Origin of the sequence: Nostoc sp. 'Peltigera membranacea cyanobiont' 210A, assembly GCF_002246015.1 — a bacterium.
In the GTDB taxonomy this organism is placed as follows: Bacteria; Cyanobacteriota; Cyanobacteriia; order Cyanobacteriales; family Nostocaceae; genus Nostoc.
Genome location: NZ_NOLJ01000006.1, coordinates 193,637 through 212,793, shown reverse-complemented (window position 1 = coordinate 212,793; position 19,157 = coordinate 193,637). Strand labels below are relative to the sequence as shown.

Here is a 19,157-nt window from a genome sequence, read left to right as displayed (position 1 = left end):
AATGAGAGAATCTGTCGCCGTCACAATTACTGAATCTAGCCAAACTGGGGAAGCCAGACGGGCAGCGATGGGTTTAGCAACTCGGCTCGGTTTTCAGGAAACAGAACGGGGCAAGGTTGGGATTGTGGTGACAGAAATTGCGAACAATCTGGTACAGCACGCCCACGGCGGAATCGTGCTGCTGCGATCGCTCAAGGAAGATTCCAGAATTGGCATTGAAATCTTATCGCTAGATAAAGGACGGGGAATGGTCGATGTGGATGAGTGTTTGCAAGATGGCTTTTCCACAGCCGGAACCTTGGGTAATGGTATGGGTGCAATTCGTCGCCTTTCTGGTTTATTGGAAATTTACTCCGTTCCCAACCAAGGTACAGCCCTTCTCGCTCACCTCTGGCCAGACTCAGCACCCCATCAACCTGAGAAGATTTTAGAAATTGGAGCGATCTGTTTGCCCATACGAGGAGAAGAGGTTTCAGGAGATACCTGGGCATCGGAAGTCGATTGTTGCCGTAGCTTGTTGTTAGTAGCTGATGGTTTAGGGCATGGGCCTGCGGCTGCTTCTGCTGCTTCTGCTGCCGTGAAAATGTTTCAAGAAAATCTTCATCGTTCTCCTGGGGCGATCGTCGAAGCTGCCCACGCCGCCTTGCGAAGTACGCGAGGCGCAGCACTCGCCATTGCCGAAATCGACTTTGAACAACAGTCTGTCCGCTTTGCTGGCATTGGCAATATTGCTGCCAGCATTTTCTCCTTTACTGAGCATCGCCATCTGTTATCTCACAATGGCACGGTGGGACATGAAATCCGCAAAATTCAAGAGTTTAGCTATCCCTGGTATGCCAACGGAATTTTAATTATGCATTCTGACGGATTAAGCGCTAAGTGGCAGATCGATCGCTATCCCGGCTTGATGCAAAAACATCCCAGCCTGATTGCAGGAGTTCTATACCGAGACTTTAACCGAGAGCGGGATGATGTGACGGTGTTAGTTGCGAAAGGAATGGGCAGATGACAAGCGTTTTCACGATCGCCATCCAGTACGAACAGGATGTTGTGCAAGCTCGGCAACGAACTCGTGAGATCGCCGAGCAGTTGGGCTTTGATGCTCAAGATCGGGCACGATTGGCAACGGCAGTTTCCGAAATTGCGCGTAATGCCTTTCAATATGCCCAAGGTGGAACAGTTGAATTTTCTGTGGCGGGAGAGCCGCAAGCGTTTCTGATTCGGATTCAGGATCGGGGTGGGGGTATTCCTGATTTAGCAGATGTTTTGGCCGGACGCTACACCTCTGATACGGGAGCGGGGCTAGGCATCGTGGGTACTCGTAAATTGATGGATTTCTTCGAGATTGAATCACTGCCGGAGCAAGGAACAACAGTAACAATCGGTAAAAGGTTGTCGAAGCGCACACCCACTTTCAGCGATTCGCAATTGCAGCAGATTCGAGAAACCGTAATTGGGCGATCGCCCGAAAATCCCTATCAAGAAATCCAGCAGCAAAACCAGGAGTTACTCCGGGCTATGGCAGAGCTACGGAAACGCGAGGAAGAACTGAGCCAACTCAATCAGGAATTGGAAGATACCAATCGCGGTGTGGTTGCCCTCTATGCAGAACTGGATGAAAAGGCAAGCTCCCTGCAACAGGTAAACGAGCTAAAAACCCGCTTTCTCTCGAACATGAGTCACGAATTTCGCACACCGCTCAACTCGATTTTGTCCCTCTCTCGGATGCTGTTGGCACGGATGGATGGCGATTTGACCATCGAGCAAGAAAAACAGGTGAAATTCATCCAAAAGGCGGCAAGCGGATTATCAGAACTGGTTAACGACTTACTGGATTTGGCAAAGGTGGAAGCTGGAAAAATTGAAGTGCATCCCAGTTCCTTTGAAGTGAGTGACTTGTTTGCTACCCTGCGGGGGATGCTGCGCCCATTATTGGTTCAAGGCTCCTCTGTGGCGCTGATTGTCGAGGAAGCTGAAGCTATTTTGCCACTCTATACCGATGAGGGGAAAGTCGCTCAAATTCTGAGAAACTTTGTCTCAAATGCCCTCAAATTTACCGAGCAGGGAGAGGTGCGCGTCAGCGCTGTGCAAACGGGTCATACCGTCACCTTCTCTGTATCTGATACGGGCATCGGCATTGCTCCCGCCGATCAAGAACGGATTTTTGAGGATTTTATGCAAATTGAGTCCCCTCTGCAAAAGCAGGTGAAGGGAACCGGGTTAGGATTGCCGTTATCGCGCAAGCTAGCGGAGCTAATCGGTGGCAGCATTTCGGTGAAAAGTCAGCTGGGTGAAGGCACTACCTTTACAGCCTTGATTCCCATCGTCTACCCAGATGCCACCGAATTGACCACCGTACTGCAACCAATTGCATCAGTTGAGCCAACTCGCCTGCCCATTCTGGTGGTTGAAGATCATCCAGAAACCCTATTTATTTACGAAAAGCACCTTCAGCAATCAATCTATCAATTGATTGCTACCCGCACCTTAGCTCAAGCAAGGCTTGCCTTACAAAAACTTCGACCAGCGGCAATTATGCTAGATATTCTACTGGAGGGGCAAAACGGCTGGACGTTCTTGCGAGAAATCAAAGGGGATGAAATGACTCGTACTATCCCTGTACTCGTTATTACCATCATTGATAACGAGAAGCAAGCACTGGCGCTAGGAGCAGACGGTTTTCTAATTAAGCCGGTAGACAGATTGCCCCTGTTGAACAAACTCAATAGGCTAATTACTGAGAACAAGCCTCAAAAAATCTTGTTAATTGACGATGACCCCGCCTATCGGTATCTGGTGAAACAATTGTTAATAAATACACCATTGAACATTTTAGAAGCCGCGAACGGACAAGAAGGATTAAATTTGGCACAACGAGAGCAGCCAACTGCGATCGTGCTGGACTTGGAGATGCCAGAGATCGGCGGGTTTGATGTACTCAAGCAGCTTAAAAACAATTCCGTCACTCAGTCGATTCCTGTGATTATTCACTCATCTGCCCAACTGGATGCAGAAGCACATAGCCAGTTAGCGGAACAAACCATAGCCATTGTTTCTAAAGAAACAGGCTCTCAAACCACGGCGATCGCTCAACTTCAAGATGCGCTCGTCAAAGCCGGACTCGTTCTAGAGGTTTAAGGGAAAAGTCATGTCTGAGCCACGGGTTACGATCCTGCATGTTGACGATAACGAAGCCAATCGTTACGTTGTTACCCGTATTTTGCAAAATGCAGGCTTTATTGTCGTGGAAGCGGCAACTGGAACGACAGGATTAGAAGCCGTTGCTAACTTTCAGCCTGACTTAATAATTTTAGATGTCCAATTACCAGATATCAGCGGTTTTGAAGTCTGTCGCCAAATTAAGGCAAACCCGGAAACGGCTTTTATTCCTGTGCTACACCTTTCTGCAAGTTTTGTCCAAAGCCAGGATAAAGCAGAAGGCTTGGATAGTGGTGCCGATGCTTATCTGGTGCAACCTGTTGAACCGATTGAACTGCTTGCCACTTTGCGATCGCTGCTGCGAATTCGTCGGGCGGAGGAAGCTGCTTTGTCCTCAGCGCGGGAGTGGCAAACCACCTTTGACTCCATGAACGACGGCGTTTCTCTGGTTGACCGAGAAGGTAGAATTATGCGGTGTAATCGAGCGATGATGCAGCTTTTTTGCAAGCCCTCCCACGAAATCTTAGGTTATGCCCACCATGAATTGATGGGCGCAGAATTGGGAATCGGCGATGGCGCTTGCTTTCGCCGTGCGAAAGAAACCCACCAACGGCAAGTTCTCGAATTTCAGTCTCAACAACGGTGGTTTGCCAAAACCATCGATCCGGTACTTGATGGGGATGGGAATCTTACAGGCGCCGTTTTCATTCTGTCCGATATCACCGAACGTAAACGAGCAGAAGCCTTGCTGCAAGAGCAAAACGATCGCCTCAATCAACTGATGATTTCTTTGCAGCAACAGACTGAACAAGCGCAGCAAGCCAACCGCATCAAAGATGAGTTTCTGGCAGTGCTGTCTCATGAATTGCGATCGCCCCTGAATCCAATTCTAGGTTGGGCAAGAATTCTGCAAAAGAGTCACCAGGATGCAGCCAAAACTCAGTACGCCCTCGAAACGATCGAGCGCAACGCGAAACTGCAAGCACAACTAATCGAAGATTTGCTCGATGTGTCGCGTATTCTCCAAGGTAAGTTGAGTTTAAACACACTTCCAGTCGGTCTAACTTTTACCATCAAAGCTGCCCTTGAAACCGTGCGGCTTGCTGCTGAAGCTAAATCTATTCAGATTCAAACAATATTTGAACCGAATGTTGGGCAAGTGTTGGGTGATTCTGGTCGTTTGCAACAGGTTGTTTGGAATCTACTTGCCAACGCAATTAAATTTACGTCACAGGGTGGTCGAGTAGAGGTGCGGTTAGAAAGTATAAAGGATGAAGTAGACACTCATCCTGCGGAATATACTCAAATCACTGTCAGCGACACTGGCAGGGGCATCTCCGGTGACTTTCTGCCCTACGTCTTTGACTACTTTCGCCAAGCCGATGGGACAACGACGCGAAAATTTGGCGGGTTGGGGTTAGGGTTAGCAATCGTGCGTCATTTAGTTGAATTGCACGGCGGAACCGTTCAGGCGGCCAGTCCTGGAGAAGAGCAAGGAGCAGTATTTACAGTCAAACTTCCACTGATCGCTGCTTCAAAATTGAATCAAGTTAATACAGCCGATCGCGATCGCTCAGATTTCAATCTCAATGGATTGCAAACGCTGCTTGTAGACGATGATAGAGATTCGCGGGAGTTCATTGCCTTCGTGCTAGAACAGTACGGGGCACAAGTGACTGAAGTAGACTCAGCACATGATGCTCTGAACAATTTGATGCAAACAAAATTTGATTTATTAATTAGTGATATTGGTATGCCCGATATGGATGGCTACACCCTAATTCGTCAAATTAGAAAGCAGTCACCCGATCGGGGCGGAGAAATTCCAGCGATCGCTCTAACTGCTTATGCGGGAGAAACCGATCGACAACAAGCACTAGCCGCCGGATTTCAACAGCATATTTCTAAACCAATTGAGCTAGAAGTATTAATACAGGCTATTTTGACGATAGTAACGGTATAGCAACCTGAATTTTGCCTTATCTATTGAAGCTAATCTCTGAAATCATCTTTAGCATTCTTTCTGCGATCGCTGCGTTTAATAAACCTATTTTAAGTAAACGCTCATTCGTAATAGGTTAACTTACTTCTGCTATAATCCAACATCTAAAAGTGAATACTACTTTAAATTATCCCGTGCAGCAGCACGAACAATACGATTGGGGTCTTGGGTTAGTTGTTGGCAAATATCGCGGTCAGTATTTGGATTTTGAGCGATCGCATATCTTTCTGGCCAAAACCAAGATTTATAGTATCTTGCCAGAAATGAACTGGGTATATGAGGATTCATGAGAACCAAAAAGCGAGAAAAGGATGGTCTATCGGGAAATTTTAGACACCGATCCAAGAAAGGAATCGCCACTTCTGGTTCTTGAGTCAGTAAACTTTTAACAGCAGCTAAATTGAGTGGATTAAAGTGAAATCCCCCACGTCCTCCGGGTTGAGTAGCTAACTGAATTAGTAAATCTTTCGGCGCACCAGGGTTCTGAGCAACTGCTAAAGGTAATCTTCGATCTGGATGCTCAGTAAATCTAGTTAGAATCTCGGCTGGAGTTTTCGGATGTTTAGCTACAGCCAATCTGACAATTAACTTATCGTCAGCTAGTTTTGCCAGAATTGAACCATCAACTTAGGATGTCGAACAACTTTAGTTTTGACAGCAGTATACTCACTATTTGCTAGTTCTCGTAAATCTAGTAAAGATAAATTTGGATTTTCCAAGCTTGCTAATTGTTCTCTAAGCATCGAATCAAGTTTGGGATTCGCTAAAGCAGCTGCTCTAACTTCTGGACTGCGATCGTCAATTAACTTATCTAAAGAGTTTTGAGTAATATTGTGATGACTAGCTACCAAAACTCTCACTCCCTGGATTGGATGCTCCACTAATTTTGATAGGATTTGCGGTGAAGTGCTATAAACTACTCTCGGCGAGAGGATTTGCAGCAACTAATCTCTTTAGCTCATCATTAATTGCAGCTAATTCTCGTAATCTTTGTGGTGAAATATTATAATTTTTTGCTTCTTCCTTAAGCGAATCGAGTGACATTAACTTAACAATCCTCTCTTACTATTTCAGCAATATCATTTTTAATTTACTCGGATATTTCAGTAAGTGCTAGGTTGATTTAGTAAAAGATTCAAAGCCTCTCTCCTTTTAGGAGAGAGGTTTGGAGAGAGGTCAAAATTGTACTTCACGCTTGTCGAGAACCGCTATAAAAACACTCAATTCACATTAGCCTCAGAAATAACGGTTACACAAGCATTCACTAAAGGTAACAAAGGCCCTAATTGCTCTTGTCCATTCACTGCTAAATCGCTGTGACACAAATAAACTCTCTCGGATACACGAGAGAGTAAATCTGTCAAAATCCTTTGCAGTCGTTGTTCTTCTGCCAATTTCTCATCTTCTGCTGTCCAAGGTTCGCCTAACCTGTCTCGCAGGAAAAACGGCGCACCGAATAAAGTCGCTGCACCACCTTTCGCCCACAGGGGTGAACCAGCATCTAGCCAAAAATGCCACTGGTGCGATCGCCTACTAGATCGATATTGAAATATAGTTGCTAGTGTGACAGCCTTTCTCGCTCCACCAATGGGGCGCACTGGGTAAGCGTTGGCGGTAATCGTACCACGTCGCAGTAGTTGAATGAATTCAATAATAGTTGTGTGAGGCGTTGTCTCCACTGGGGCAATTTGTCGTAATCTGGTGTCAATTTCCCAGTAGTGTTGAGCGGTTTCTAATAATTCCCGCAATGCTGCTAGTTGTTCGTAGGGAAGATTACTACCATTCCACAAAAAGCGCTGAATTGCTCTGTCTAACAGAGAAATAGGACTAGGAATTAACCGCAGTTCTTGTTGCGATCGCTGCTGTTCTAACCACTCTAATATCTCATTATAGGCTGTAGTCGCTGCATAACCGATTCTGTCCCAGCGCTCGAAGACTGACACTGGTAGCAAGTTGGGGCGATCGGGATGGGGTACAAAGCAATAATCTGCAATCAAACCAGCACGTACCGGATCAATATTTGTAGAGACGCGATTCATCGCGTCTGTTGTAGATACTCGATTCATCGCGTCTGTAGAGTTTTCTGGTAGTTGTTGCTTCCTGCTCAATACAACCAGCATTTCTGCGACGGCATCCCGATCTACGAGTCGTCCCAAGCCGGGATAAACTAGTGCCAGCATGGTGAGTAAGGCGCGAATGATGGGTGAACTAATTAGGGGACGTTGGTCATTCAGCGATTCTACTGGGATGTTTTGCTTGACGAGGATTTCTACTAGAGTATAACGAGCGATCGCATCTAAACCTGGTGCAATAATCGCCACTTCTTCCGGTTGCACTTGCTGCGATTGAATGGCATTAGCAATTTCCTCTGCTGTTTGCCGCAATAATTGGGCGCGGGAGGTGGTTTGAATTGAATACACTGTTTTTGGTAAACTCAACATTACCATCGGTTCTGTGACTAATTCCACCATCTGTTTAGTCAGTTGCTCGCTCAGAGACTCTGAAGGCGGCCCGTTCAAGATTTCTACCCGACAACGCTCTGCTAACCCTTCTAGATAGTTGGGATCTGCTCCCAATCCCAATCGCACTGCACCGTCAGGATTGTAGCTAAACGCGCCAACTGCACCTCGATCTAATAGCAACTCAAACAAAAGACGCGCTACGCTAGGATAGTCATCGACATCATCCGCCAGTACTGCCTGATAGCGTTTAGTTAGGTGCTGCTGGTAGTTGCGATCGCTTAATAAGTGCTGAGTATAAAGTTCGGTAATAATCCCATAAGTCAGTAAACCCCTCTCTAAACACCAATTACGCCAATCTAGCAGCAAAGATGCTAAAAATTCTGGCTCTAAAGTTGTGGTATTTTCCCCTAGACCCTTGGCTAAAATCGGGGCAATATCTTCGCAAGGTACACCACTATAAGCTGCTAATTGTAATAAGTCCAAGATGCGACGCACCAAGCGAGATTCATTCACTCCCGCCAGACGTAAAATTTCTTCGTCTAATTGCGGACGCCAAAGTTTGGTTGCTAACTCTTGTTCGGTTTCTGGTCGCAATCTTACCGGAAACTGTGCTTTCAGGTTCAATGAGTTAATCAGCAACGGCCAAAATAAAATGACTTCATCCTGAAAAAAACCTAGTGGCGTCTTGGCACGAACCGGATATTTACCCAAGGTCGAGGTAACAATTATATCTCCTAATTCTCGACGATTATCATCATTGGCAGCTAAAACTAAAACTCCTGGCTCTGTTTGTTTAAGATATAAAAATTCTGGTACATGACCAGTTTTTTTACGTCCTGTTTTTTTCGTATAAAATGATTCAGTATATTGTTTTTCTGATGTTACCCAATTACAAAATTGCTCTACCAAGCGAGCTGTCTTACCACTGCGGCTAGTGCCAACAATCCAAACCGAATGAGAAACCACAACCTTTCTCCTTGTAGATTTGTTAGTATACCTCGTGCGTTAACTTAAGGTTAATAGTCATCAAACAATGCTGAATGATTGTCTGCAATGAAAAACTCTGTTTTTAGTCAAAAAATCTATTCTTTCTTACTTGCTGCTTATCGATGGTACTTACAGACTCCTGAACGTTCTTTAGATGAAGCTTACAATGCAGCATTAAAAATTCAGGAAATAGAAAATAAGCATTTCAATGGTAATAAAATAGACATTGACTCAACCATGTACAGTAACAGTGTGATGGATTATTTTGAGTCAGACCTCAACAAGCTATTAAAAATTGCCAGGATGCGGTTGACGGAGTTTAGAGGAAGCCGTTGGTTTCTAAATGAAGAGAATCAAAAAGCTGCCGAGAAAGCAGGTATAGAGTATCTAAGTCCTTCTTTAGTTTTAGAAAAGCTAAACTATATCGACCAAGTTATATCTAAATACACAACAAGTTCCGATCAAACAACTTCCAAAGCTTTAGTAGTACAACCTCCAAATCTCCCAGTTACCTCTGTCACATCTGACGAAAAATCGCTGCTCGTCAAAACTCCAACATTACCACCCAAAATACCACATCAAGACTTAAATAATAAACCAAAAGCCAAGAGTAAAACCGATACAATGGGTGTTTTACCTCGCTCTATTTTAAGTACTATCAGTCGTCTGCAAGTTGAATTAGACCCTAATTCGGAACAAGAAGTAATTCAGAGTTTTCGTCAAACTCAAAAAAGAACAATAATCTCTCTCAGGTTTATTTTACTATTAATTATCATACCACTTTTAACACATCAAATAGCAAAAGCTTTTGTAGTTGGGCCAATTATTGACAGATTTAGAAGCACTCAGGAAATGCAGATATTTATCAATTCCGAAATGGAAGAGGAAGCCCTTGTAGAATTACAAAGATTTGAAGAAAAACTCAAGTTTGAAAATCTCATTATCAAAGCTCCTCCACTGTTACCTGAGCAGATGGAGACTGAAATGAAAAATAAGGCAAAAGAGCTTGCTGAAGAATTTCGTCACGAAAGCTCTGGTGCTATCAAAAATGTTTTTGCTGATATGTTCTCGGTGGTTGCTTTTATCTGGCTTTTGCTAGTCAGCAAGTCTTCTATTGCTGTACTCAAAGATTTCTTTGATAATATTGTCTATGGACTTAGCGATAGTGCGAAGGCATTTATCATTATTTTGTTTACTGATATCTTTGTAGGATTCCACTCTCCTCATGGCTGGGAAGTATTGCTAGAAGGAGTATCACGCCATTGGGGATTACCAGCAAATAGAGATTTTATCTTCTTATTTATCGCTACATTTCCGGTGATTTTAGATACTATCTTTAAGTATTGGATCTTCCGATATTTGAACCGGATATCGCCTTCTGCTGTTGCGACTTACCGTAATATGAATGAATAGATGATTGGGGATTAGAAATTTTTTTTGATTTTTGATTTTTGAATTTGAGCGAGGTGGGAAATCTTAAAAATTTTGAATTTTAATGAAAAAGACACTTACTGGGTTAGGAAAGTTTAACAAAATTATTGCCATTAGTTTACCTGTAGTTTTATCGATTTTACTGGTGCGGATGCAATCTTTCACGCATCAAGAACTCATTTCGCCAGAATGTCAGGTGAAAAAGTGGGATATACCAGTGTCCTTGACTGCTGAAAATCAAGATGCATTTTTGCAAAAACAAAAATTACCATTAATCCAGAGACTAGCAATTACTTGTTGTCAAAGTGATACCTCTTGTTTGGATGAAGTAATTTATGGCAAAATACCAGAGAAAAAGGCACTGATTGGTGCGATCGCTCGCAGTCTGCAATATCTGCAAACAGCTAATGCTGCGGCTGCTTATCAAAACTATCCGGTGGCTGAGATTACGCGCGATCGCGTCATCAAAAGCTTGCAAAGATTCCGCGAACTCCTATTAAAAACCAATTCTGCAACAGAATTACATCAAGCCATCCAGGAGGAATTTGTTCTTTACCAGTCAGTCGGTAAAGATAACCAAGGTTCCGTTTTATTCACCGCCTATTATGAGCCACTTTACGCAGCTAGTCGCGTCCCGACAACAGAATATCGCTATCCTGTTTATCGCTTACCCCCTGATTTCAACTCCTGGACTAAGCCTCATCCGACACGCGAGGAGTTAGAAGGAGCAGATGCTTTACAAAGTGCAAAAGGGAAATTGCGAGGATTAGAGTTATTTTGGTTTCGCGATCGCCTCGAACCATATCTAACTCAAATTCAAGGTTCAGCGAAACTTCAGCTTCCCGATGGTACTCAAACCACAATCGGCTATGCGGGTAACACCGCTTATAACTACAAAAGTATTGGGCGAGAATTAGTGAACGATGGCAAATTACCGCAAGAAGGTGTAACTATGCCGATTATTCTCGATTATTTCCAAAAACATCCCCAAGAATTAAATATTTATATTCCACGCGATCGCAGCTTTGTTTTTTTTCAAGAAAATCACGGTGAGCCAGCCCAAGGTTCGATCAACGTACCACTAACAGCAGAGCGTTCTATTGCTACAGATAAATCTCTCATGCCTCCTGGTGCTTTAGCGTTGATTCGCGCTTCCATTCCCTTCGTTAATCCTACCGGAAAAATGCAGGAGCGCATTATTAGCCGCTATGTTCTTGACCAAGATACCGGAGGTGCAATTAAAGGTGCAGGTAGAGTGGATTATTTTTTAGGTACTGGGAAAATAGCAGGCGATCGCGCTGGTGTTACAGTCAGCAATGGACAATTATTTTATCTCTTACTCAAGTCAAAGAATTAAACACACTCGCATTTTAATACTAAAATTCCTGGCTTCTCTAAAAAGTCAGGAATCTTAGCCTTTTGGTGAAAATGAAGCACCCCTTCGGGTTCGGCAGTTCCTCATGGGGGGAACCCCCATCGCCCTTGGCGTCTCCCCTTGGGAGAAGACCGGACTGCCTCACCATTCCAAATCAATGGAACGCTTGCGACATAGTAATTACGAATTACGAATTACGAATTACGAATTACGCTATTAGGCTTCCAAATCCATTTCAGCATCATCATCATCATGATCGTAAGGGATATCGTCAAGGTCTATCATTTCGGAAATTTCTTCTACTTCAGTTAGATACTCAGATTCTTGATGTTCGCGTTCGATTAGACGACCAGTTGACTTCAGCCATTCCAAGAGAATAAACTCATTACTTGTACGAATTACAGGCGCTCGCTGGTTACGAGGTTCTTCACGTAAAGGACTAATAGGCATAAAAAAAACTCACTTTAAACTACAGGTTAGCGTACAAAAACGTCAAAATTGTACATTAAGGTTAAAAGTCTTGTATGACAAGTCTTTTCTCAACAGACAAAATATGACCCATTGAAGTTTTGTCTCAAGTCCATTTAGCTACTTACCATTAAAATGTGCCAGTGTCAGTTTTAATAATAAATATTTCAGCGGATGCAATATATATTACAAAATATTACAAAGCATTTGGTACCTTGACGAGAGTTTCATACATATCAGAGGGTAATGCAGACAGTCTATTCGCTACAGCGACTGCATCAGCTAAGTTACTAAATTGACACCGGACTATTTCTTGTCCATTTCCTGAAGGGAATCGTTTCCTAGCTTTATTAGATACAGCACAAATAATCGCTAAAGCTTTGGCGAACCCGTCTTTTGTCAATATTCTTTCTTGAGCGAACCCTTCAACAGGGATAAGACAAACCTCAAACCGATAGCCAGGTCTGGGAGAAACAGCTATGTCGATATATGGTTTATCTTCTTTTCTGATGCGGCGTAAATATTTGGCTGTTGAATTAGTATCATGCAAATCAGTCCCAAGGGCGTAAGTAAAAAAGCAATCTTCTGTGAGGGACTCAGGACGAGTAATTATATCCGTGGGCATAAGTTACAGTAGTATCCGTATGTTGTCTGCGTGTGTGACACACTAGACTTGTGTTCTTCTTAACACATTTTTTTGATAGTTAGATGTATCAGTGTCACGCGAGGTATTACAATACATTTCGACTAACTAAAATTTCAGTTTTTGAAATACTTATGACATCAAACACCTTCAGAATCAAAGGGTGTAGAGATTTAGATTCGGAGAGGGGTCTATATAGTCAGTTACATAACCGAAAATATTTCTCAACATAATAAAATCATAACATAGTTGACGCCAAATCCTGCGATCGCTTCACCTGACAGCATCGGTGAATGCCTAAAAGCGATCGCGATCGCAAACTATCTGAATATTTATTTATACTCATCTACTTATAAACTGAGTGGGAACCGCTGTATTAACGTAATTATGGAGAAGCTTAAATATATTTTGGGAATTTAGAGATGTTTGAAAAACAATTTTTATGGCAATTTTATTCCTTCTTTCAGAGAAAAATCTGAAGCTTTCACTTAATATTTAATTTTGGTTATTAAGATTTTTTTAGATGTTTTCATCAATATTTAATAGACTTTACTAATTACTTGACAAACTGCACACTATTAAAACTTAATCTGAATCTATAGTTTGCGGCTATTTATCTCAAAGTTGTGGATTTTTCAGCGTTTTTTGTGTTTTTCACGACATCAAAAAAAATAAATAGTGGTTTATGCTACCTAACGAAATCATTAATCGTGCCATTCACGTTATTGACTCAGTGCTACTACGGTTTTTGTAGTGTAGGTAGTAAAAATAGGCTTTCTGAGTCCTTTTGAAATAGGGCTATACCAACAATATTCCCGGCATTTTCTCACTAGTGATTATGTAGCAATCACTTTTCAGATTGGTATTAGTCATGAGTAGCATCCATCGCAAAATCTGTTAGAACTAGCTACTATTCCATCTCCACCAAACTTTTTTGAGGTATTCAATGAACAAGATTAATCTGTACAAACAACACCAGACCAAAAATAGGGTATTGATTTTTACTTCTTTGACTGTTTTGGCTTCTTCATTAGTACTACCCTTCCAACAAGCCTTTGCTGCAACATTGACTACTGTTGTAAATTTCAACGGCACCAACGGAGCTACACCAAGAGCTGGTGTACTTAAAGGCAACGGTACTGATGGCAATCTTTATGGAACTACTTCTGCTGGTGGCACTTCTGGCAAAGGAACTGCATTCAAGTTAACTCCTACTGCTTACACGACTCTGACCACACTAATCAACTTCACCGGAACCTCTGGAATCAACAAAGGGACTAATCCAGTTGCTAGATTATTCCAAGCAGCCGATGGCAATTTATATGGGGCAACCTTTACAGGTGGTACAAGTGACCTCGGCAGTGTGTTTAAGTTGGCGAAAACAGCTTTTACAACCCTGACAACTCTTACAAATTTCACAGGCACTAATGGGGCTAACCCAGCAGGCCGACTGATTACAGGTACTGATGGCAATTTGTGGGGGACAAGCTCTACAGGTGGGGCCAATAATAAAGGAATTATATTCAAGGTTTCGCCCACTACCGGGGCACTCACCACCATCAGAAGCTTCAGCGGTACTAATGGAGCAACTCCATTAGCAAGATTGCAACTGGCTACCGATGGAAACTACTACGGCAGCGCCTCTGCTGGTGGAGCAAGTGCTAAAGGAGTTGTATTCAAGTTAACTCCCGCAGGAATATTGACTTCATATAGCTTTAGTGGCACCAATGGGGCCAATCCACAGTCTGGATTAATTGAATTTGATGGATTCCTCTATGGCACTACTAAACTGGGTGGAGCCAACAATAAAGGAGCTATATTCAAGGTTCCGGTAGGTGGCGGTACACCCGTTTTAGTTGCCAGTTTTAATGGCACCAATGGGGCCAACCCAACGGCTGCACTCATCAAAGCAAGCAATGGTAACTTCTATGGCACAGCTTCTGCTGGTGGGGCAAGTAACAAAGGAGTTATCTATCAGCTGACTGGAGCAACCATCACCGGCTTAATTAGTTTTAATGGTACTAATGGGGCAACGCCAGAGTCCACACTAATTCAGCTCTCAAATGGTTCCTTTTACGGTACTGCCTCTTTTGGCGGTAGTTCTAATCTAGGAACTGTGTTTAAGTTTGTAATCTAGTTCCAAATCTAATCGGCGTGTAGAAAATGGTAAAACGTACATTTGAACGTCTACCATTTTTCTACAATCGATGTAAACTTTTCAAGACAGATATTTGAATTTTGGTGACTCAATATTGTTTCATATCATGTTCACTCCGAAGAACCCTAAAGAGCCAAAATTACCCTTAGTCCGCACTAAGAGCAAGCCTACGGTCTATATATAGGTCTACATATAAGTCTGATAAGTCTGAAATACTTATAGCAGTTCCCTCAGATACCTGTGAGGTAGAAAAAGTCAAGGCTTTGAAGTTGGTTGATCGAGGCTATCTGTATGAGAAGATTGAGAAAATTCTCAAAGTCGAGAGGAATCTACCAATTTAATCTCGATATTTGCAATCCAGCTTCTCAAATCAGAGAAATTTAGTTTTAGATAAATCTTAATATCATGTTAACTTAACTTCAGAATACTGATGTAGAATATAGAACTTTACTACAGGTTTATAATTTGATTAATAATGAAATGATGTTAAAGTATGTTGAATTGTAGTAGTTGTAAAATTTGATACAAGCAAGGATAAATTATAGTACACCATAGGAAAATTAGCAAATGTTTAGACAAAGTTCTCACGAGAGAAACTTTTTCAAAGCTTTAACTGTTAGTGCGGCGAAAGAATCTCACAAGTTAAGACGGGCATTTAAATCCTGTCTGACTATTCTGCTTGAATCTGTACCTTTTTTGATTGCTTGTGCTGTATTGGTTAGCGTTATCAGCCTCAAAAGTCCTATCTTGCTCTTTTGTTTACTTGTTGGTAGTTTAATTGCAGTCATCACCCAGCAAATTGGGCAGCAAGTAAATTTACCAAAGCGATCGCTAATATTATTACAAATTTTAGCAGCAGCGATCGTTCTGAGTTTATATTGGTTAGACTGGTTTGCAGCCCCCGCACAAGCACAGTTTTTTGGGGAAGCTGAAAAGTTTTTCAAAAAAACCTTACAAAGTGGTTCAGGAACCAATGCTAGTGGTAGCGACACACCAGTAAGTTTGATATTTAATGTGTTACGGGCAATTTACTTACTTTATATTGCAATCTCCCTAGTTGGTGTGATTAATGCAGTGCGTAAAGATGAAGATTGGCAAAGCATCGCCAGAACTCCCCTATTAGTGGTTGTTGCTGTTACCATTGCTGATGTACTCACACGGTTTGTAATCGGCGATAGCAGTAGATAATTCAAATATTTCAAATGTCTCAAGAGCGGGAACAAGAATTTCGTCCAGTCAATCAAGTTCTGGGAAGTCAACCTTCATTAGGGCCAATCCCTGCCGATCAAATTCTTCCTTGGACGGTAATAGCCTTAGCCTCCTACTTTATTATCAATGGAATTTTTGGGGGTATTTTTGAAGAAGAGTTTCAAAAATGGTTGTGGACAGTACTAATGACTGGTTGGGGAATAGGAACTTGGTGGATTTTAACTGGTGGTAGGAGTTGGAGTTTTTTAAGCAAATTTATTGGCGTTCCCGCTTGGACAAGAGGCTTTGCTCGTTATCAAAGCTTATTGGAAGTTAACCATGAAGCAAAAAATCGGAAAACAAAGCGTCGGCATCGCCGGAAATGAAAATAGATTAACGCCATTTGAAGATGCCTTACACTTGGCGACAATGCTGCGTGTAGCAATGAATGGACGTGATATTGGCGCTTACCTGTTGACAAAAGGTACTCAAAAAGACCGATTCTGTTTTGTTTTTGGTTTTGATTGTAAGGGAATTCATACCACCTTAAGACCTGAACAAATTGATACACTTTTTAATAACATTGAAGCTGGCTTAAAAGACATTCCTAGTGGTGAAAGAATGACTCTACACTTGGGTTCTTTTAGTTCAGATAAAGAGCGCCAAAAAGAGTTAGCAACATTAATCAAAAATACATCATCGCGAGACATCAAATATTTATTGATGGCGGAGAGAGCCAGAATTAAAGAACTGACTATTTCTGGGATTCGTAAACCTAAATTTTTGCGGATTTATGTAACTTATACCATTGAATCTAACTCACAACACGCAGATGATTGGATAGAAAAGCTTTTAGTCAAAGCTGAATCCTGGTGGTTGAAATTTAAAGGCGATCTTTTAGAAGTAGAAAACCAACGTATTGAAACCCTGATTACAAATGCTTACAACCAGGGTTTTCTCCGCTGGGAACAAATCTTATCTAACAAAATGGGATTGGATGTCAAACCTTTGACTGCTGATGAACTCTGGGGAGAAATCTGGAAAAGGTTTAATGATACGCAGCCAATAGCTATTCCCCAGTTAATGACTTTAGATGAAGAAGGATTACACGAACAAGTTAATTCCGATTTAGCTAGTACTAAATTACTTCTAGACAATATCCACGGCACAACTTTGCTGATGGAATCTAGTGTACCTTGTGCCGATCGCCGCTGGGTGAATGTTAATAATCGTTATATTGGCGCACTGTCATTTCTGGAAAAACCCGGTGGTTGGCCGAATAAATCGTCTCAACTGCGCTATTTATGGGAACTGTTGGCCAGAGAAACAGTAGTAGATACAGAAATTTTTTGTGAGTTGACTGCTGCCAATCCAGCATTGGTAAAAACTACCCTGCAACGAGTGCTGAAGCAGTCAAACATGACAACCATCATGGCTCAAGAAAAAAGTAAAACTATTGATGTTAACGCTCAATTAAAGTTGAAGAAGTCGGTAGCAGCGCAAGAGCAGTTATTTGAAGGTGCAGTCCCGATTTATACGAGTGTCGCTATTTTAGTACATCGTCCAACTTTAGAAAAATTAGATGAGGCAACAAGATATATTGAAAACTGTTTTCAACGTCCAGCCAGAGTAATTAGGGAAACTGAATATGCCTGGAAAATTTGGCTGCAAACTCTACCAATAGTTTGGGAAGGTTTATTAGCAACACCCTTCAACCGTCGCCAGCTATATTTAACCAGCGAAGTTCCGGGATTAATGCCTCTAGTTTTAACCAAAAAAGGTGACAAAAAAGGCTTTGAGTTGATTGCTGAAGAAGGCGGAACACCCATACATTTAGATTTATTTAATCAGCACAAAAATTTAGCTTTGTTTGCTACAACTCGTGCTGGTAAATCGGTGTTGGTATCAGGAATTTTAACTCAGGCTTTAGCGCATGGGATTCCGGTTGTGGCGTTAGATTTCCCTAAACCTGATGGGACATCTACTTTCACTGACTACACAGAGTTTATGGAGGGGAATGGAGCCTATTTTGATATTTCCAAACAATCGAATAACTTATTTGAACAGCCAGATTTACGATCGCTAGAAGCAGAACAACAGCGCGATCGCTTTAACGATTATACCGCCTTCCTGGAATCAGCGTTAATGACAATGGTTTTAGGATCGTCGACTGAAAGTCAAATTTTATCGCAAACCGTGCGATCGCTGCTCAACTTGGCTTTAGAAGCCTTCTTTAGAGATGAGGGCATCAAAGAGCGATATCGACAGGCGATGGAGGGAGGATTTGGCACTCTTGCTTGGCAGAAAACCCCTACTTTAAAAGATTTTCTCTTTTTCTGCTCACCAGAACACTTGCAGCTAAGTTCTTTAACTGGCAGAGTAGAAGATGCTCTGAGTCAAATTCAGTTGCGCTTACGCTTTTGGCTTTCTAGCCGCGTGGGACAAGCCATTTCTGCACCATCCAGCTTTCCTACCGATGCACAACTTTTAGTCTTTGCTCTCAGAAACCTATCAGATAGTGAAGATGCAGCCGTATTATCCTTGAGTGCTTATTCAGCCGCACTCCGACGCGCATTAGGTAGTCCAGCTTCCATATTCTTTATCGACGAAGCACCAATTTTGTTTGAGTTCGAGCAAATTTCTGATTTAGTTGGTAGAATTTGTGCCAACGGCGCTAAAGCCGGTATCAGAGTCATCTTATCAGGACAAGATCCTGACACCATTGCTAAATCTAAAGCTGCATCGAAAATATTGCAAAACCTGACAACACGGTTGATTGGACGCATTCAGCCAGTTGCAGTGGATAGTTTTGCAGACATCTTGAAATATCCCCGCCAAGTTATTTCTCGCAATGCCTCAGAAAGCTTTTTTCCCCGCAAAGAAGGCGTTTATAGCCAATGGCTACTAGATGATAACGGTATTTATACATTCTGCCGTTACTATCCAGGTTACGAACAATTGGCAGCAGTTGCTAATAATCCTTATGAACAAACTGCACGTAGCCAAATGATGCAACTTCACAGTGATAAATATGAAGCAATTTCTGCCTTTGCACGTCAGTTAGTGGCGACTCTGCGTAGTAGTTAATTGGCTTATGTAAATAGTTAATAGTGAATCAAACAAGTTTGGATTTTAGATTTACCGTAAGGTAACGTTAACTAGTTACCAACGTTTTTTAGATTTACTGCATCCATTCTTGGGTTGCAACTTAGGGATTTTAGATTTTAGAATAGCGTCGGGGATTGAACCGAAAAACTAATTCTATTATCCAAAATCCAAAATTA

The 19,157-nt window shown here is 42.2% G+C and carries 16 protein-coding genes; 10 read left to right on the top strand and 6 right to left on the bottom strand.

Going from position 1 to position 19,157, the window contains the following annotated elements; translation table 11 throughout:
- Position 1: 1 nt before the first annotated feature.
- Genes CDG76_RS20035 through CDG76_RS20025 form a run of 3 tightly spaced genes read left to right on the top strand, consistent with a single transcriptional unit; the run spans position 2 to position 5,122 of the window.
- Positions 2–1,009, top strand: coding sequence for an ATP-binding SpoIIE family protein phosphatase (locus tag CDG76_RS20035; RefSeq protein WP_094350697.1), 1,008 nt, complete (start codon positions 2–4; stop codon positions 1,007–1,009).
- On the top strand, positions 1,006–3,138 hold the full coding sequence (locus tag CDG76_RS20030) for an ATP-binding protein (RefSeq protein ID WP_094350696.1): 2,133 nt from the start codon (positions 1,006–1,008) through the stop codon (positions 3,136–3,138). The genes CDG76_RS20035 and CDG76_RS20030 overlap by 4 nt, the downstream gene beginning before the upstream one ends.
- 10 nt (positions 3,139–3,148) lie before the next feature.
- Complete coding sequence (locus CDG76_RS20025; protein WP_094350695.1) at positions 3,149–5,122, top strand: hybrid sensor histidine kinase/response regulator; 1,974 nt, start codon at positions 3,149–3,151, stop codon at positions 5,120–5,122.
- Positions 5,123–5,278: 156 nt separating this feature from the next.
- Here the strand turns inward: CDG76_RS20025 and CDG76_RS20020 are convergent, their stop codons facing one another.
- The 4 genes from CDG76_RS20020 to CDG76_RS20010 all read right to left on the bottom strand — a co-directional run bounded on the left by CDG76_RS20020 (position 5,279) and on the right by CDG76_RS20010 (position 8,589).
- Entirely contained in the window at positions 5,279–5,737 is a 459-nt protein-coding gene (locus tag CDG76_RS20020; protein ID WP_094350694.1) for a hypothetical protein, read from the bottom strand.
- Positions 5,738–5,760: 23 nt separating this feature from the next.
- A complete protein-coding gene (locus CDG76_RS20015) occupies positions 5,761–6,042 on the bottom strand; it encodes a hypothetical protein (RefSeq protein WP_094350693.1) in 282 nt (93 codons plus the stop codon).
- A gap of 28 nt (positions 6,043–6,070) precedes the next feature.
- Complete coding sequence (locus CDG76_RS39150) at positions 6,071–6,205, bottom strand: hypothetical protein (RefSeq protein WP_262984345.1); 135 nt, start codon at positions 6,203–6,205, stop codon at positions 6,071–6,073.
- A 176-nt stretch (positions 6,206–6,381) separates the two neighbouring features.
- A complete protein-coding gene (locus tag CDG76_RS20010) occupies positions 6,382–8,589 on the bottom strand; it encodes a hypothetical protein (protein WP_094350692.1) in 2,208 nt (735 codons plus the stop codon).
- Positions 8,590–8,667: 78 nt separating this feature from the next.
- Here CDG76_RS20010 and CDG76_RS20005 point away from each other — a divergent pair, with 78 nt between their 5' ends.
- Together CDG76_RS20005 and mltA are read left to right on the top strand one after the other, a co-directional pair.
- A complete protein-coding gene (locus tag CDG76_RS20005; RefSeq protein ID WP_190240909.1) occupies positions 8,668–10,023 on the top strand; it encodes a proton extrusion protein PcxA in 1,356 nt (451 codons plus the stop codon).
- A gap of 82 nt (positions 10,024–10,105) precedes the next feature.
- A complete protein-coding gene (gene mltA, locus CDG76_RS20000) occupies positions 10,106–11,398 on the top strand; it encodes a murein transglycosylase A (RefSeq protein WP_094350690.1) in 1,293 nt (430 codons plus the stop codon).
- Positions 11,399–11,632: 234 nt separating this feature from the next.
- Here the strand turns inward: mltA and CDG76_RS19995 are convergent, their stop codons facing one another.
- Entirely contained in the window at positions 11,633–11,866 is a 234-nt protein-coding gene (locus CDG76_RS19995; RefSeq protein WP_094350689.1) for a DUF3134 domain-containing protein, read from the bottom strand.
- Positions 11,867–12,080: 214 nt separating this feature from the next.
- Positions 12,081–12,509 carry a hypothetical protein gene (locus tag CDG76_RS19990; protein ID WP_094350688.1) on the bottom strand — a complete coding sequence of 143 codons (429 nt, stop codon included), beginning with the start codon at positions 12,507–12,509 and terminating at the stop codon, positions 12,081–12,083.
- Between the two features lie 267 nt (positions 12,510–12,776).
- Here CDG76_RS19990 and CDG76_RS37460 point away from each other — a divergent pair, with 267 nt between their 5' ends.
- The 5 genes from CDG76_RS37460 to CDG76_RS19970 all read left to right on the top strand — a co-directional run bounded on the left by CDG76_RS37460 (position 12,777) and on the right by CDG76_RS19970 (position 18,960).
- The gene (locus CDG76_RS37460; protein WP_190240908.1) at positions 12,777–12,947 is read left to right on the top strand and encodes a hypothetical protein; all 171 of its coding nucleotides are present in this window, start codon (positions 12,777–12,779) and stop codon (positions 12,945–12,947) included.
- Positions 12,948–13,473: 526 nt separating this feature from the next.
- Positions 13,474–14,664: a choice-of-anchor tandem repeat GloVer-containing protein gene (locus CDG76_RS19985; protein WP_094350687.1), complete on the top strand. Its 1,191-nt coding sequence runs from the start codon at positions 13,474–13,476 to the stop codon at positions 14,662–14,664.
- A 588-nt stretch (positions 14,665–15,252) separates the two neighbouring features.
- Positions 15,253–15,873: a hypothetical protein gene (locus CDG76_RS19980; protein ID WP_094350686.1), complete on the top strand. Its 621-nt coding sequence runs from the start codon at positions 15,253–15,255 to the stop codon at positions 15,871–15,873.
- 14 nt (positions 15,874–15,887) lie between these two features.
- Positions 15,888–16,259 (top strand): hypothetical protein, encoded by a 372-nt coding sequence (locus tag CDG76_RS19975; RefSeq protein WP_094350685.1) that lies wholly within the window; start codon positions 15,888–15,890, stop codon positions 16,257–16,259.
- The gene (locus CDG76_RS19970; protein ID WP_094350684.1) at positions 16,213–18,960 is read left to right on the top strand and encodes a hypothetical protein; all 2,748 of its coding nucleotides are present in this window, start codon (positions 16,213–16,215) and stop codon (positions 18,958–18,960) included. The genes CDG76_RS19975 and CDG76_RS19970 overlap by 47 nt, the downstream gene beginning before the upstream one ends.
- The last annotated feature ends 197 nt before the right edge of the window (positions 18,961–19,157 follow it).